The 16,085-nt window shown below is 33.1% G+C and carries 11 protein-coding genes; 4 read left to right on the plus strand and 7 right to left on the minus strand.

Annotated elements, in window-relative coordinates:
- Nucleotides 1-93: 93 nt before the first annotated feature.
- Nucleotides 94-438, plus strand: a complete 345-nt coding sequence (locus tag V6624_RS12060) for a hypothetical protein (protein ID WP_338841884.1) — start codon at nucleotides 94-96, stop codon at nucleotides 436-438.
- Between the two features lie 88 nt (nucleotides 439-526).
- On the opposite strand, the gene V6624_RS12065 is transcribed toward V6624_RS12060, so the two are convergent.
- The 4 genes from V6624_RS12065 to V6624_RS12080 form a co-directional block, all read right to left on the minus strand.
- The gene (locus V6624_RS12065; protein WP_338841912.1) at nucleotides 527-1,507 is read right to left on the minus strand and encodes an acyl transferase; all 981 of its coding nucleotides are present in this window, start codon (nucleotides 1,505-1,507) and stop codon (nucleotides 527-529) included.
- A gap of 207 nt (nucleotides 1,508-1,714) precedes the next feature.
- The gene (locus V6624_RS12070; protein ID WP_111287025.1) at nucleotides 1,715-2,053 is read right to left on the minus strand and encodes a T9SS type A sorting domain-containing protein; all 339 of its coding nucleotides are present in this window, start codon (nucleotides 2,051-2,053) and stop codon (nucleotides 1,715-1,717) included.
- 230 nt (nucleotides 2,054-2,283) lie between these two features.
- Nucleotides 2,284-3,411, minus strand: coding sequence for a hypothetical protein (locus V6624_RS12075; protein ID WP_338841885.1), 1,128 nt, complete (start codon nucleotides 3,409-3,411; stop codon nucleotides 2,284-2,286).
- Between the two features lie 207 nt (nucleotides 3,412-3,618).
- A complete protein-coding gene (locus tag V6624_RS12080) occupies nucleotides 3,619-6,393 on the minus strand; it encodes a TonB-dependent receptor (protein ID WP_338841886.1) in 2,775 nt (924 codons plus the stop codon).
- A gap of 243 nt (nucleotides 6,394-6,636) precedes the next feature.
- Here V6624_RS12080 and V6624_RS12085 point away from each other — a divergent pair, with 243 nt between their 5' ends.
- The 3 genes from V6624_RS12085 (at nucleotide 6,637) to V6624_RS12095 (ending at nucleotide 10,116) form a co-directional block, all read left to right on the plus strand.
- Entirely contained in the window at nucleotides 6,637-7,320 is a 684-nt protein-coding gene (locus tag V6624_RS12085; protein WP_008465097.1) for a response regulator transcription factor, read from the plus strand.
- Nucleotides 7,321-7,556: 236 nt separating this feature from the next.
- Nucleotides 7,557-8,642 carry a sensor histidine kinase gene (locus V6624_RS12090; protein WP_111287019.1) on the plus strand — a complete coding sequence of 362 codons (1,086 nt, stop codon included), beginning with the start codon at nucleotides 7,557-7,559 and terminating at the stop codon, nucleotides 8,640-8,642.
- Nucleotides 8,643-8,805: 163 nt separating this feature from the next.
- Nucleotides 8,806-10,116: a porin gene (locus tag V6624_RS12095; protein WP_338841887.1), complete on the plus strand. Its 1,311-nt coding sequence runs from the start codon at nucleotides 8,806-8,808 to the stop codon at nucleotides 10,114-10,116.
- A gap of 157 nt (nucleotides 10,117-10,273) precedes the next feature.
- Here the strand turns inward: V6624_RS12095 and V6624_RS12100 are convergent, their stop codons facing one another.
- From V6624_RS12100 to V6624_RS12110, 3 genes are all read right to left on the minus strand, one after another.
- Nucleotides 10,274-11,353 (minus strand): glycosyltransferase, encoded by a 1,080-nt coding sequence (locus tag V6624_RS12100; protein WP_111287015.1) that lies wholly within the window; start codon nucleotides 11,351-11,353, stop codon nucleotides 10,274-10,276.
- A 542-nt stretch (nucleotides 11,354-11,895) separates the two neighbouring features.
- Nucleotides 11,896-12,492: a hypothetical protein gene (locus V6624_RS12105; RefSeq protein ID WP_338841888.1), complete on the minus strand. Its 597-nt coding sequence runs from the start codon at nucleotides 12,490-12,492 to the stop codon at nucleotides 11,896-11,898.
- Nucleotides 12,493-12,555: 63 nt separating this feature from the next.
- Entirely contained in the window at nucleotides 12,556-15,990 is a 3,435-nt protein-coding gene (locus V6624_RS12110; protein ID WP_111287013.1) for a hypothetical protein, read from the minus strand.
- Between the last annotated feature and the right edge of the window lie 95 nt (nucleotides 15,991-16,085).

Genomic DNA, 16,085 nt, shown 5'->3' on the forward strand with positions numbered 1-16,085 from the left:
TATCCCTACGGAATATTGAATCTATTTGATTTCTTTTTGAAAATGTAATCCTTTTTTTATTAAGTTTATTCCCTAAAAACTAACAAAACTAATATGATTGGAATTTTACTTATTTACTGGATTTGGAAAGGATATACCAATTTGGCTCTTGAATATGACAAGAACAAATGGGGTTATTTCGCTATCGGAATAATAGCTTATTATGGAGGTACTCTTGTTGCAGGTTTTGCCACCGGACTTTTGGCTGTTTTGATTGGCGGTGTCGATAGTGTAGATGACAACAGCTTTACTAATCCAGGTTGGAATATACTTTTTGTGCTTTGCGGTGCTTTAGCTTGTTATGGAGTTTATAAACTACTAGAAAGTAAAGGAGAAAAAGAAAAAGCGCTTCAAAAAATAGAAGGAATTGAAAGTATAGGTGTAACAGAGGAAAATTGATTTTTCTTTTTGTTTAATCGGTTAATTGTTTAGCTGTTTAATCGATTTTTTGCGATTAAACGATTACACAAATCAACGATTAACCAATTTAAAGAACCATCAAGTTACAGCCACGAATATCAGAATTATCAAAACGTCCCAATACCTCGAAAGAGTTGTTGGGATATTTTTTGCCTAAATCCTGCGTAGCGATAAAAGAACACGAATTGATATTTGCTAAATCGATCACATTAATTCCGCCCGTTTTTCCATCTTTAACGTAAGTTAAAGCATCTTCTGGGTCGCGAACTAAGATATGCATCCAAGAAGGACATTCGAAAATACCTTCGCCTAAAGAATAAGCTTGCGCTAAAAGCTCTGTCATTCCGTATTCTGAATGAATGGATGAAACGCCAAAACCTTTGCATAAAATTTCATGCAATTCTTCTCGAATCATTTCTTTGCGTTTTCCTTTCATTCCTCCAGTTTCCATAATAATGGTGTTTTGAAGGTTGAATTGATGTTTCTCGATTAAATCTAATAAAGCATAAGTAACGCCAATTAAGATTACATTTTGACCTGCTTCATCTAATTCAAGGAGTTTTTTGATTAGGTCGTCGTGATTATGCAAATAAAACCCACTTTCAGGCTGATTAGAGAGTTTTATTAAATCTTCTACCATATAAATTAACGAAGAGCCTTCGCGTTCTAAATAGGAGGGTAAAAGGGCTAAAACAACATAATCTTCAATATTGCCATAAAACTGAGAAAAACCTTTGCGGTAACTTTCCTCATATAGGGAAACATCGGTCACTAAATGTCGGCTGGTAATCATTCCAGTTGTACCGCTGCTCGTAAAAGTTACTTGAGCAGGTTCTGTATTAGAAACTACTTCGTGACTTTTGAAAAACTGAATGGGTAAAAAAGGAATTTGCTGTAGCGATTTTACTTGTTGCGGATTAACGTTTAAAAAATCACAGAAATCGCGATAAACCTTGTTGTTCTCGTGCTGAAAACGAAACACTTTTAGTGCTATTTTTTCAAATTGTTTCTGACTCGAAATGGTAAATATATCTTGGGCTGTGATCAAAACTTTTTTTTGCAAAGATACTTTTTTTTAGTTTTCAGTCTCAGTTTTCAGTCACAGTATTCGATAAGTTTATAAACTGAAAACTCAGGCTGTGACTGTAAACTAAAAAAGTGTTCAGTCAAAGTTTTCCGTCTCAGTGTTTGACAAAGTATATAAACTGAAAACTGCGACTGCGACTGAAAACTAAAAAAAGCTCCAAAGGAGCTTTTATCTTATAATGAGTTTTCGGGTTGCCGATGCATTTAGTTCGCTTATTTTGATGATGTAAACACCTGGAGGTAATTCTGAGACACTTAATTCTCTTGAGGCTAAATGTGCCTGCAATACTTTTTTACCTAAAATATCAAACACAATAATTTCCTTCTCTAAATCGTTTTTAGATGATATATAGACTTTTCCATTAGTCACTGGGTTAGGATACAAGCTAAGTCCCTCTATAGAAGTAGATTCTTGAGTTTTTGGTAATTGCTTGCTGTCTTGCGCTGATACGCTTACAGTGAAGAAAAATGCCAATAAGAAAGTAATATAAAAGTAGTTTTTTGCCATCGCGTGTATTTGATTATTGTAAATATACAAAAAAAATTACAAAAAGCACGCCAAAAAAAAACATCCTAAATATTTAGGATGTTTTTAACATTATGTGTTCGAAGTTATTAGATAGTTGTTCTTTAAACATCTATAATCAGAGTATATTATTTCTTTCCTAAAATAGATTAAAATGAAAAAGCTGTCTGAAATATTTCAGACAGCTTTTCTATTTGGTATTAGAACTTTAATTATTTAGTCCAGTTAGCCCAAGTTGGTAAATCAGCACCAGCACCAGCACCAGTTGCACCAGTAGTTGTTCCTGATAATTTAGGACCTGTAAAATCAGTTATAGAAGCTCCGAAAGTATAGTTTGTGATAGTAAAGTTACCAGCAGCGATATTTGCAGTTGCACCAGCATCTGTAGATAATTTAGCTAAAGCAGCAGGCATTCCGTCAGCAACATATAAGTTTGTGTAAGCTTGTTTTCCACCACCTTCTTTGTAGTTGATTGCTTTTTCGTCAGCTAAGAAAGCAGCATCACCTTTAATGATAGAGATGTTGTTGATTTTAGCATTTGTCATTGGAGTAGCTCCACTTGGATCTTTTGCGTTAGTAGATCCTTCAACACCTGCTTTAGTAACACCTTTAATGTAAACGTTTGTAGCAGTACCTTGCCATCCGTCAGCGAAATCTAGAGAATCATCATAAGAGTTTACGATTACTAAGTTAGTAGCGTTTACTGCTCCTCCGAAGAACTCAATTCCGTCATCACCACTTTCGAAAGTGTAGATATCAGATACGATTGTTCCAGAACCTACTCCGAAGAAAGAAACTCCATTGTATTCTTTTTCAGAAGTATATTTAGAACCTGTGTAAGAAATTTTCAAGAAGTTGATGTTTCCAGAAGAATCTGCATTATCATTACCTCCATAGCTTAATGAACCTACTTCAGAAGTACCATTGTCTCCAGTGTTAACTTTAGCGTTACCAGCGATGATTAATCCACCCCAGTCACTTTGAGCTGGACTTGCTTTTCCAGATGTCATAACAACTGGTTTAGCAGCAGTACCATTGATATTGATTTTAGCATTTCTCTCTACAGCGATATATAAAGAAGTTGATTCTGCAGTAGCAGAACTTTTGATTACAGTTCCAGCAGGAATAACTAAAGTAGCTCCACCTTTAACAATAAGACCTCCTGTTAGAGTATAAGTTTGAGTAGGATCTAAAGTTACTGTACCGTCTTTAATTTCTCCTTTTAAATCGTCAACTTTTAAAACAAAAGAACTATTGTTCGTGTTGTTATTATCATCAGAACTACAGCTTGTTAAAGCAAGTCCTAATATTGCAGCCATTGCAAATAAACTTTTTTTCATTTTTGTTGTGTTTTATTGTTTTATTTATTCAAGGCAAAGTAAACGAACATATGTTTTTGCTGAGTTAAGACGATATTAACAATGCATTAAGTATATAGTGATGAAAACGCCTTGTCTTAATATAAAATTTACATTAGACTTGCGTCAAATAAAAAAGGTGATTAGCAAGCTGCTAATCACCTTTTTATGCTTGTAGAAAAATCTTTTTTAGAATGTATAGTTTAATGTAAGTCTAAGATCTGAACCTGCTTTATATGAAGTTACAGTAATATCACCTACAGACTCTTTTCCTGGTACTTCTCCTTGTTCTTGAACACGTTTAAAAGTTGGATTTAAAATGTTGTTGTAAATAAGACCAATTTTTAAGTTTTTAGTCAAGCTAGAGTTTACAATAAAGTCTAGTTTGTTTACTGCTTTATCTACCATGTTTCCAACTCTTGAAGTTCCAATAACAGCTAATTTATCTGAGAAATAAGAATAAGATACTGTTGCTGAAATATCTTTGTTTTCTGAAAACTCGTTTAAGAATGATAAGTTCGCATTGGCAAGGAAATTAGAAGCTCCAGTTAATTTACTTGATGTAAAAGTAAAGTTAGCTCCAAAATCATTTTCATTGTTTACTTTTTCGTTGCTTAAATCTTGTTTTGTATATAAATATGATCCGTTTGCGTCAAAAGAAAGTTTTGTTTTTAGATTGTCACTTTTTTCAATTTCAAAAAGATCTTTTCTATATTCTACTTCAACTCCTGCTACTGTTCCTTTGTCTCCTGTATTTGCATAAGAAATATCATTTGATGAAGAGTTCAAGAACATTTCGTTGATTGGGTTTTGAATAATTTTTCCAAACGCAGTTACAGAAATTAATTCACTCGCTTTCGGGAAAAATTCCCATCCTAAATCAAAGTTGTAATTTGTTGATGCATATAAGTTCGGGTTTCCTTCGTATGCTTGTGCAACATCTTCGTAAATAATTGGCACTTTTTCTTTAAACTGAGGAAGTGTGTAAGTTTTACTTGCAGAGAATTTTAAATTCTGTTTGTCATTCAACGTATACTTTGAAATTAAACTTGGTAAAATGTTAAACTTCGAATCATTAGAATTTCCTCCACCTGGAACTGTTGTTGTTACAAAGAAAACATTCTGAGTCAACTGTTCTAGTCTAGCACCTAATATTACACTCAATCTTTCAGTTAAAGAATATTGTACATTAAGGAATCCAGCATTAATATCTAAATTTCCAGTATACATTTGGTGAATTCTATTTGAGTAAGATGAACCCCAATGTGCAGGATCTAAGTAATTGTCTACATTGTGTATGTCTTCTTTAGGGAAAGAAATTGTAGTTCTGTCTGGGAAGAATGAATATTGTTGCATATCATAATCCACATCTTTGAATTTTCCTGAATAACCAACAGTTAATTTTCCTCTATAAGTGTCATCACTGCCTTTTTTGAAGTTATAAGAAAGAGCAACATTTGCTGCAATTTCATTTTCTTTTAAGTCTTGAAAAAATCTGTGATTATTGATGTTTGAATTAGTGAAAAATGTATAGTCAATAGCATTTGGAGCGTATACAAAAGAGTTTTGCATACGATCTGGAACAGCACTATTAGACATACTGTATCCTACTCCCCAATTCAAATTCCACTGATCGTTGAATTTGTTTTTTCCTGTTAATTGGTTTACAATTAATTGAGTTCTTTCGAAAGTTCCACGTTTGATAAAACCGCTAATTTGTTGTTGAGCGTCTCCACCACCGTCAAAATTCTGATTTGTTCCTTCGTACTCGCTATAATCTTGATCACTTGAATTTAAGAATAAAGAAGTAAAGAAGATCGAGTTTTTGTTATTGATTTTATAATCAGCTGTACCCATAACAGTTGTAGTAGTGCTATGTTTGTAAGCCGTTCTGATAAAGTCAGAAAAAATATCTCCATCAGAAGTAATTCCTCCTCTGCTGTAACCTTGAGTATATTTGTTTTTTGCGCTAAACGAACCTGTAACAAAAGTACCAATCGAACTTTCGTCGTTTATAGTAAATCTCTTTCCTCCAGATAATGTGTAGAAAGCATTTAATACATTCTTATTATCTTGTCTATCCCAGCTTGTTGCATAGCTATATGGCAACAATGGAGAATCAGGAACTCCAACTTTTTTAAATCCTGTATAACTTGGTCCGTCTTGAAGATAGAAATGATCTTGTCCTAAAACATTTGTATTTGCACCAGTACCAATTGAAAAAGTAACAAAAGGTTTTCCGCTGAATTTTTTTGCACTAATATCGATATTAGCTCCTCCAAAATCTGCATAGTTTTGAGATTCAAAAGTTTTGCTAATTCCGATGTTGTCTACAATGTTTGTAGAGAAAATTTCTAAAAGAATATTTTTGTTTGCTGGATTGTTTGATGGTAACGGAAGACCATTTAAAGTAGTTACATTGTAGCGGTCGCCTAATCCTCTTACGAAGACATTTCCAGAATCATCTTGCTTAGAAACACCGCTTACTTTAGCAACAGCGTTTGCAGCGTCGTTAACTCCTTTTCTTGCAATTTCTTCAGCACCAATAGCAGCTTTAAATTGAACTGCATTTTTTTGATCCAATAATAATGCTGATTCTTTTTGTTTGTTTACTGCCGCCGATTTTACAACGACATCTTTCAGTGTATAACTTCCAGAAGAAAGAGCTTGATTAACCACTACAGTTTCGTTTGCTTTTACGACAACTGGAGCTTCTACAGATTCATATCCTAGGAAACTAAAGATCAAAGTATAATTTCCAGGATTTACGCTTAACGAATATTTTCCGTCAACGTCGGTATTTACGCTAATATTTGTACCTTTAACTAATACATTAGCAAATGGCAGAGCGTCGTTGTTCATTTCCTTATCAGTCAGAACTCCAGAAATCGTACCTTTGTTTTGCGCGATCGAAATCGTACAGATAAATAATGCAATAAAGAGAAATCTTAAATTAAATTTCATTTTTTTTCAGTGTTGTGTTTGTGTCTTAATATTTTGGTGCAAAGAAAGAACCGCTCTGTGAAGTCCATGTTACCGACTTGTTATGTTTTTGTGTTGTTAAGATTATCAAATTGTTACGAGATTAAATTACGGTTAACACCATTTTTTAAAGGTTCTTTTGTTAGTATATTTACCCTGTGAAATAAGAAATATCGAATATCTAATGAAAAAGTTTCGATATAAAAATCTCAATTTTTGCTATTTATGAAAAAAACTCAAACTAAGATTTTATTAGTTGACGACGAACCAGATATCTTAGAAATCGTTGGCTATAACCTCGCTCAGGAAGGCTATCAGATTGTTACAGCTTCTAACGGAAAAGATGCTATAGCAAAAGCACAGAAAGAGCTGCCAGAACTAATCATTATGGACGTGATGATGGCAGAAATGGACGGAATGGAGGCTTGCGAGCATATTAGAAAAATTCCAGAATTAAATAATGTTATCATAACATTCCTTACAGCAAGAAGTGAAGATTATTCTCAAGTAGCTGGTTTTGATGCCGGTGCTGATGATTATATTACGAAGCCAATTAAACCAAAATTATTGGTCTCTAAAGTAAAGGCGTTGTTAAGAAGGTTAAAAGAACAAGAAGTTGTTACAGATACTCTAAATGTAGGCGGAATCGAGATTAACCGTGAGGAATACAAAATCATAAAAGGCAATGTAGAAATTGCTTTGCCAAGAAAAGAATTCGAATTATTTTATCTGTTGGCTTCAAAACCAGGAAAAGTTTTTAAAAGAGACGAAATCCTGGATAAAGTTTGGGGTAACGAAGTTGTGGTTGGAGGAAGAACAATTGATGTTCACATTAGAAAACTGCGCGAAAAAATAGGCGAAGATCTTTTTAAAACCATAAAAGGAGTAGGCTATAAATTTGAAGTTTAGATTTTTAAGATGCTAAGGTTCTAAGTGATTTTAGAATTTTGGTAAAGATTTAAACCCTTTCAAATTCTTTTAAAAATATTCAATACATTTAAACCATATAAGAATTGAAGCTGTATAATCTTCATTTTCTTATATGGTTTTTGAGTTATTCCTTTTTTGTTTTTTGATTTACTCAGAAGAAGACAGCTTAAAAACAAAATTTAATTTTCTTAATTTCTTAATGGTTCAATTTTTCAATGAAGATTAATTTTAAAAAAACATACAAATTTGCTATAAAATCGGCATTGTATATCAGTCTCTTTACAACAGGATTTGTACTGATGTTAATGTCATTATTTTATAAAAATCAATTAAAACACCAAGTTGCGTTTGGAATAATTTTCATTATCGCAATCTATATTTTCTCTTTTCTGGTTTTGCAATATCGTGTAGAACGTTTTATTTACCGAAGAGTGAAGAAAATTTACGATGAGGTTTCGTTGTTAGAATCAACAACATTAATCAATCAACCGATTAATACAGACATGGAAACGCTTTCGCGTGAAGTGAAAAAGTTTGCGACAGATAAAAAGCTCGAAATCGAAATGCTCGAAATTCGCGAACAATATAGAAGAGAATTTTTAGGAAACGTTTCACACGAACTAAAAACACCTTTATTTACTGTTCAAGGCTATGTCTCAACTTTGCTTGACGGGGCAATGGATGATAAAAATATCAGAAAAAAATATTTAAAACGTGCCGAAAAAGGAGTAGAGCGCCTTATTTATATAGTAGAAGATTTGGATATGATTACCAAATTAGAATCAGGCGATTTAGATTTAAATATGACTGATTTTGATATTGTCGAATTAATTCAGAATGTATTCGAACTGCTTGAAATGAAGGCCGATAAAAAGAAAATTAAACTAGCTTTTGAAAGTAAAAATGTTCAATCTGTAATAATTAGAGGAGATCAGGACAGAATTCAGCAAGTTTTAGAAAACCTGATTGTAAACTCTATTAAGTACGGAAAAGAAGGCGGTCTGACTGAAGTTGGCGTAGTAAACTTAACCAAGAAAAAAGTCTTAATACGTATTAGTGATAACGGAGAAGGTGTTGAAAAACAAAACATTCCAAGACTTTTTGAACGTTTTTACCGAGTGGATAAAAGCGGAACTCGTTCTGAAGGAGGTTCTGGTTTAGGATTAGCGATTGTAAAGCATATTATTGAAGCACATAAAGAGAAAGTTTATGTAGAAAGTGAGTTCGGAATTGGCTCTGAATTCTCTTTTACACTCGAAAAAGCAAATAAAGCAACAAAAATCGACGTTAAAAAATTGTAACGCCAGTTTTGCTGAAAGCCCTAAAACAAAGGTGTTTAACGATAAATAAACATTTCGATTTAGGTCATAACATTAAATTTTTATTATAGTAACATCTGGTTAATGATTTCTTAACATAGGTGCTCCATCTTTGCATCCTGAAATTAAGGGAATTACAGAACTAATGATAAAAAGAAAACTTTTAGCCGTTTTATTACTGCTAGCTTGTGCTGCCAATGCACAGGAAACAAATAAGCAAGAACTGAATAAACAGGATGTGAAAAACGAAGTAATGCGTATTTTAGATTCTATAAACAAAGCTAAACTTCCAGAGACAAAATCTGGAGGAGGAGTTGAAGAACATTGGTACGATAGAATCTCTCTTAGAGGTTATGCCCAAATCAGATATAATGGTTTGTTTTCTACAAATGATAAAGTTTCTTGTGAACAATGTGATAGATCTTGGGGAACAACTTCTACAGCTCCAGATGCACAAGCAAACAACGGACTTTTTATTCGCCGTGCACGTTTAGTGTTTTCTGGACAAGTGCATCCAAATGTATTCTTCTATTTTCAACCCGATTTTGCGAGCTCACCAGCAAGTGGAATTAATAATTTTGTGCAGATACGTGACTTGTATTTTGATCTTTCTTTTGATAAGAAAAAAGAATACCGCGTTCGTATTGGACAAAGTAAAATTCCGTACGGATTTGAAAATATGCAATCAAGTTCACAGCGTTTAACTTTAGACCGCGCCGATGCAATCAACTCTTCAATCTTAAATGAACGTGATTTAGGAATATTCTTTTACTGGGCTCCAGCCGAAATTAGACAGCGTTTTGAAATGTTAGTTAAAGACGGTTACAAAGGTTCTGGCGATTTTGGAGTTTTCGCTTTAGGGGTTTACAACGGTCAGATTGCAAATAAGTTAGACGGAAATAGAGATTTAAATGTTGTGGCGAGAGTTACTTATCCATTTGTTATTGGAAGCCAAATCATCGAACCAGGAATTCAGGCTTATACAGGAAAATGGGCTTTTACTGGAGAAGTTTCTTCAGGAGTAATTGTTAATGATCCTCAATATGTAAAAGATCAGAGAGTTGGAGCAACTTTTGTATTATACCCAAGACCATTCGGAATCCAAACGGAATACAACATCGGAACTGGGCCTCGATACAATACGCTAACGAATACAATTGACCAAACTGATTTGAACGGAGGTTATGTTTTATTAAATTATAAATGGGATATTAAAAAACAACGTATTTATCCTTTCGCCAAATTTCAATATTATGACGGAGGTAAAAAATACGAAAAAGATGCAAGAAGTTACGTTGTTAGAGATTACGAATTTGGTATCGAATGGCAGCCAATTAAAGCATTCGAACTTACAGCAGAATACGTAGTAGCAGACAGAACTTTTGAAGATAGTGCGCTTCCAATTAACAGACAACAAGGAAATGTACTAAGATTGCAAGCACAGTTTAACTTCTAAAAAGACACAGATTAAACTGATTTTTATATAAAATTTGAATTGCCTCCAGCTTTAGTTGGAGGTTTTTTATTGTATAAATAAGGCTTTAGCCAAACTAGTTTAGTTAAAGCCTTATCATTTTGAAATGTATTGTTTGATCCGCTTTATCAGCGTGAAATTATGCTATTTTGTCTTCAAAAACCTTAAATAACGAATCCCAGTCAATGTTATTTTCAAATTGGGATAATCCTTTAAACGATTTTACTTTTGATAAATCTTCAATAGTAAAGTCGTCTTGCATTGCATAAGGCACAAGATTTTCTTCCTGAAGTTTTATCGCTAAATATTCTTGTTCGTATTGACCCGGTGTCGGAATAAAAAAAGCTTTCTTTCCCAATTTTGCCAAATCCATTACAGTAGTATAACCTGAACGGCAAAGAACAAATTCACTTTCGTTAAAAGTCTGTTCCAGCTGTTTGGAGTTCATGAAATTATAATAGGTTACATTTCCAACCTCTTTTTTGGTTTGTGTTTTTTCTACAACACCTTGAACAAAAACAACTTTTCCATGATAATTTGCTGTTTCTTTTTGTAATTTTTCATCTAAAAAAGTACGCTGAGGTTCAGGTCCAGACAATATAATCATCAGATCATATATTTTTGGAGTATCCTTTTTCTTCATACGACTCAACGGACCAATGTATTTCAAATTTAGTTCGTTGGATTTTAAATGACCTAAATCTCCTGTAAGATTTACTGTTTCGGCAGTATCAGGAACCCAGCATTCATTGTATTTTTTAATGAAATACTGATGACATTTACTTGTAAACCAAGTAGTATTTCCTGTCATAACATTCAATTGATGCGTCATGAAAACAGAAGGCACTTTTTTGCTAAAAACCCCCAATCTGTTATCTGAAATGATACCATCAATTCCATGTTTTTTGATCCAATTATTGATCATTTTTTTCTCATCCAAAATGGCCGTAATCATTTTAGGAAGATTTTTAATCAGTTTCCATTTAAAATTTTTACCATTCTTTGCATATTCAATATGATAAGAAGGCAATTCTAAAGTTTGTATATAAGGAAATTCTTTTCGCAATAAAGCTAATGCAACTCCATCAGAAGCAATAATGGGAATGTAATTATTCTCCTGAAGCGCTTTGATAATAGGAATACATCGAGTAGCATGTCCAAGTCCCCAATTTAATGGAGCTACTAAAATAGTTTTATTCGCAGAATAATCTATGCTCATTTTTTAACACGTTTTAAAAACGAAGATAAAGAAATATGTTTTCTATGTTATTTCGAGGGCATTACTAAATTATTAACTCTATATTTTAAAAAACTCTTGGAATTTCAGGGGGTATATTAAAAAGGAATAAGTTTTTTCTAATAAGATTATCTCTATGTTAAGTGATTTTGAGTTTTCGAAATGACCTTAATAAGGAAATTTATAAGTTTAGCTACAATATATCAAGTAAGATTTGTCTGAAAAGAATAATTCATTTGACTGAATGCGAATATTTATAAAAAGATATTCTGCTAAAACCCCAGCGGGGTAAAATATTTATAGGATTTTAATAATACAAATGAAAAAGCTCCAGAGGAGCGACATATTTTTTCACAATTTTATGTCGCTCCTCTGGAGCTTTACATTCTTGATGGCGATTATTTTCTATAAATACTTCGCTTCTCTGAAGCAAAAAAGGAGCTGTTTTTAAAAACAGCCCCTTTTTAAATTGGTGTGATAAAGCTCAAAACCTTAGTCTCTCAGAAACTTAGCATCTCAGAGTCTTAATCCTGAATATACGTTTTATTACCATTTTTATTAATGTAGTATTTACCGCCTCTTGGTCCAGTATACACTTTTTTACCATTGTATTCTCCAGTAACTTTATCTGGTACAGCTGGCGCTTTTTCGTTAGTTTCTTTTAAAGTCTTTGTAGCCGATTTTTTAGCAGCAGTTGCATCTTTCTTGGTAGCATCAGCTTTTGCTTTCGTTTTAGTAGCGTCAGCTTTTACGTCATCAGCTTTTGCGGTAGTTTTCTTTGCATCAGCTTTTGCTTTGTCTGCTGTTTTTTTAGCTTTGTCAGATTCTGCTGTTGCTTTTTTTGCTTCGCTTTTTGCTTTTGCAGCTTCTTTGTCAGCAGTTTTTTTTGCTGCGTCTGCAGATTCTTTTTTTGCTTTAGACGAAGCTGTTTTTGCGTCATCTGCTGCTTTTTTAGATTTCGTTGCTTCTTTTTTAGCATCTGCCGAAGCTTTGTCTGCGCTTGCTTTAGCTTTTTTTGCCGAAGTTTCTGTTTTGCTTTTCGCAGTTTTTGCAGTTGTTTCCTGAGCGTAAAAATTAGAAGAGAAAGCAACCATTAAACAGAACAATACTAATTTTTTCATAGGGTCATATGTTTAAATTTCAATTAAAATTAAACAATTTATTGTCATCTTTTTCGGAGCGCATTAAAAATATGCACGAAGTTGAACATTTCCTGTATGAATGGTTGATCCTGTTTCGCTTTTACGGCCTTGGTAATTTAAATTAACATCCAAAAAAGACGTAATGTTCTTTTGCAGAAGCAGTTTCCAAACCAAATTTGATCCAGCCTGAAGTCCTTCTAACATTTGAAAACCTACTGAAGAAAATTCGTTTCCGCTAAATTTATTTTCATAAAAAGAAAATTCTCCATTTATCGTTACTTTCTTTTCTCCCGCATAAGAAAAAGAAACCCCGATTCTGTTCTGATCTAAAGTTTCAAGATTCCCTATTTTGTTTTTCTTATTTTGAAGCTCGTAAAAGAAATCCAATTTAGTGTTTTTTGAAAATAAATAACTGACTTTCGGTGCAATTTGCCATCCTTTTATATCATAATTTTTCTCCACAAAATCTTCTGAAACCAAATCCGTTTTTATGGTTTTGGTAAAGAAATTAAACAGCCAGCTTTTTTGATATAAATGGGTATATTGAATTTGATGCGAATAATTCTGTACATGTTGTGAACCAACAGAAAGCAGACTTTTTCCTTTATTTACCAAATAAGAATAAGTAACAGAATGTATTTGTTTGCCTCGATTGAAAAATAAGCTGTTTCTGAAACTCGAATTTAATCCTAAAATATTCTCTTCGGATGAATCAAACGGATTCAGTTCTAGTTTTTCGCCTTCACTTTTTACCTTTCGATCCATTATAAAAGAAGTCTGATTATAAAAATAAGACAACAGTTTTTTGAAACCTTTTTCATTTTGCCATTGCAATGGATTCAAAGTTAAAGATTGCGAAAACTTATTTTGGTTCGTTTTAATGTAAACCTGATTCGGCAAAAAGACCCTTACATATCTTGCTTGATCTTGATAAACAGCAACTTCAAATTCTTCCAATTCCTGAATGCCGTTTCCATTATAATCGTTCCAAGTGTAAACTCCTTGTCCAGTTGGCACTTCAACGTATGTAAATTCTTGTTGCGCAATAGTTCCTGAACTGGTTTCGTAAGTTGTTCCAATCTGCATGAACTGATTAAAAAAGCGATCGTTGTATAAAACCCTGGAGTTTAACGAAGGTTCATTTTGTCTGGAAGTGTCCGTAAAATCAAGATTCCGATAGCTCGCGTAAACAGCTAAATCGGTCTTTTTGGTTTGAATTAATTTCGACTTTAAATAATACGTCTGAGAATTATTAACGTGTTGCAATAATCCGTTTTGTAAACTATCATTTCGTCTTTGCAGAAAACCAACTTCAACAAAAACTTTCGTACTATCGCCTCGTCCAGTAAATACACCATATTCTGAGAATCTTTGGCTTAAAGCCGAAAACTCATTGGTAACTTTATCTTTTTCCTGATTGTCTTCCAATTGAAAAGTCCCACCAACCCAATTTTTGCCAAAATGATATTTTGTTCTGGTTTGATTCCTAATGAATTTTGAAGTCGAAGCTGTGGCATCAGAATTCAAGAAACTTCCGTTGTTTTCTATTGTCCAATTTTTAATTTTAAACAAAGCATTTGTGGTATGTCTTGAACCAGAATAACTTTCGCTATAATCTAATTTCTCGAATTGATAGGTCAATAAACCAATATTAGCGTTTTTTTTCTGAGCGAATAAATCAAAATTTAAACCCGTTACCAAAAGACTTTGATTTCCTAAAAGTGTACCGGTTAAATTCCAATCGCGGTTAAATTCGATATTATACAAACGTTCAACCGATTGAAAATTCTCTTGTACAAATTGGTAATTCGCGAAAGCGTCCAAATTCCAACTTCTGGAAAAGAGCCTTTTTTTAAGATTGGTTTTAAAAGCAATTCCTGTATTATTTGCATCATCGATTCCAGAAAATAAGTTTTGATCATTATTGCTTACAGCCAATTCAAAATCTGCTAAAGTTTTTTCGTCTGGATTATATTTTCCTAAAAATGTCGCGACCTGAAGTTTAATCGGCGGAACAAGCTGTACAATTGGTTCGTAATTTCCTTGTAAAACGCCATTTATAGGTTCAACATATTGATAAATACGTTCAACAGAATTATTATTTTGAATGATATAATTTCCAGCATTTGCACCAACCAGACTAAATTTTACATTATATAAAACATCAGCCGAATTATTTGAATATTCATAAATTTCAACTGAATTGATAATTGTTTTCTTGTACAAAATTTTATTGTCGGCATAAGTATCTTCGTAAGCAGAAGGCGCTTTCATTAAATTTGTATCATCACCCGCCTGACTTAAAATCTCAACTTGTTCTGTAGAAAGATTTTGCTGTAAAGGCTGGTTTTTCATGTCGTTTTCAGAATAAATATAGCTGCCAAAACTCCATTTTTTACTCTCGTGCGTTGCGCCCGCGTAGGTAACCAGTCGGTTATAATTTCGTTCAGAATATTGATATTCAACATTAATACGCATTTCGGAAGTAATTGTAAAAAGCGAAGTAAAAACAATTTCTCCCGCATTATAATCAATAACATAATCGTTGTTTTCACCGCGTTTCAGCAAAACTCCATTTACATAAACACGTTCAGAACCCGAAATAACAAGCACATACAATTCGCCGTTTTGACCTTTTAATTTATACGGACCTTGATTTCCTTCTTGTCCAGTAAAAGTACTTTTGGCATATTGGCCTTTTACAAAAGCCACCGAAGCAAAAACATTGGTTTTACTTTTTTCATTGTCAAAATCAAAACTTGCAGAAAGCCCCTGAACCTTTTTATTGAAACTTAAAAATTGCGTTTTTCTATTTTCTAAAAAGACATCGCCGGCGCGAATGTTCCAATCATCGCTGAAAAGTTCCATGAAAATATTATCAAACTGATCCAATTTTTGGGAATAACCCCCATCCTGAAGCGGAATATTGCTATCCTGAAGTGAGGCTCTCAAACTAACTTTGTCTGAAATTTTTCCCGTAATTTGAAGATCTAAATTGGAGTTTAAAACTGTACTTTGATTATTCCCGACAGTAATTCCGCGAGTAATGCTTCCAGAAGTATTTAAACCATCAAAAGGAGCTGCTTTTTTAGCGTTGGCATTATTATCTATTCGATAGAGTTTTTCGGTTCCCACATCGCTGCTGACCATCTGATCTGCTTTGTAAAGGCTGTATTCTTTGGTTAAGAAATCGGGATATTGAAGATAATTGACAATTAAAGTATCAGAAACCGATTGGAATTTTTCATTAAAAAGTAAAAAGCCTTTTTGAAAATCAACTTTGTAAAAAGTCGAATCGATAGGTTCATTTTTGGTATTTAGAATCTGAAAAAATCCAGAGTTAATAGCGACTTTTTCTAATCGGATGGTATCTTTTGAAGCGATTACTTTTTTGGTTTTATACAGCGTTTCAGTGTCCTGAGCCTGAAGCACAGAAAAACAAAAGAAAACAGTCAAAAACAGTAATTTTTTCAACATAAATACTTTAACTCTAAAATGTCAAAAGTAGTATTTATAATCAAGAAATTACGACGCTTTTATTTATTGAAAAATGAAATGCTTTGGTGCTGATT

The organism is Flavobacterium ginsenosidimutans, from assembly GCF_037478105.1.
Lineage (GTDB): Bacteria > Bacteroidota > Bacteroidia > Flavobacteriales > Flavobacteriaceae > Flavobacterium > Flavobacterium ginsenosidimutans.

Bases quoted from the DNA above. Each gene is read 5' to 3' on its own strand.
- V6624_RS12100 (WP_111287015.1), bottom strand. From the start codon at position 11,353: ATGAGCATAGATTATTCTGCGAATAAAACTATTTTAGTAGCTCCATTA.
- V6624_RS12105 (WP_338841888.1), bottom strand. From the start codon at position 12,492: ATGAAAAAATTAGTATTGTTCTGTTTAATGGTTGCTTTCTCTTCTAAT.
- V6624_RS12060 (WP_338841884.1), top strand. From the start codon at position 94: ATGATTGGAATTTTACTTATTTACTGGATTTGGAAAGGATATACCAAT.
- V6624_RS12085 (WP_008465097.1), top strand. From the start codon at position 6,637: ATGAAAAAAACTCAAACTAAGATTTTATTAGTTGACGACGAACCAGAT.
- V6624_RS12110 (WP_111287013.1), bottom strand. From the start codon at position 15,990: ATGTTGAAAAAATTACTGTTTTTGACTGTTTTCTTTTGTTTTTCTGTG.
- V6624_RS12070 (WP_111287025.1), bottom strand. From the start codon at position 2,053: ATGGCAAAAAACTACTTTTATATTACTTTCTTATTGGCATTTTTCTTC.
- V6624_RS12080 (WP_338841886.1), bottom strand. From the start codon at position 6,393: ATGAAATTTAATTTAAGATTTCTCTTTATTGCATTATTTATCTGTACG.
- V6624_RS12090 (WP_111287019.1), top strand. From the start codon at position 7,557: ATGAAGATTAATTTTAAAAAAACATACAAATTTGCTATAAAATCGGCA.
- V6624_RS12075 (WP_338841885.1), bottom strand. From the start codon at position 3,411: ATGAAAAAAAGTTTATTTGCAATGGCTGCAATATTAGGACTTGCTTTA.
- V6624_RS12095 (WP_338841887.1), top strand. From the start codon at position 8,806: ATGATAAAAAGAAAACTTTTAGCCGTTTTATTACTGCTAGCTTGTGCT.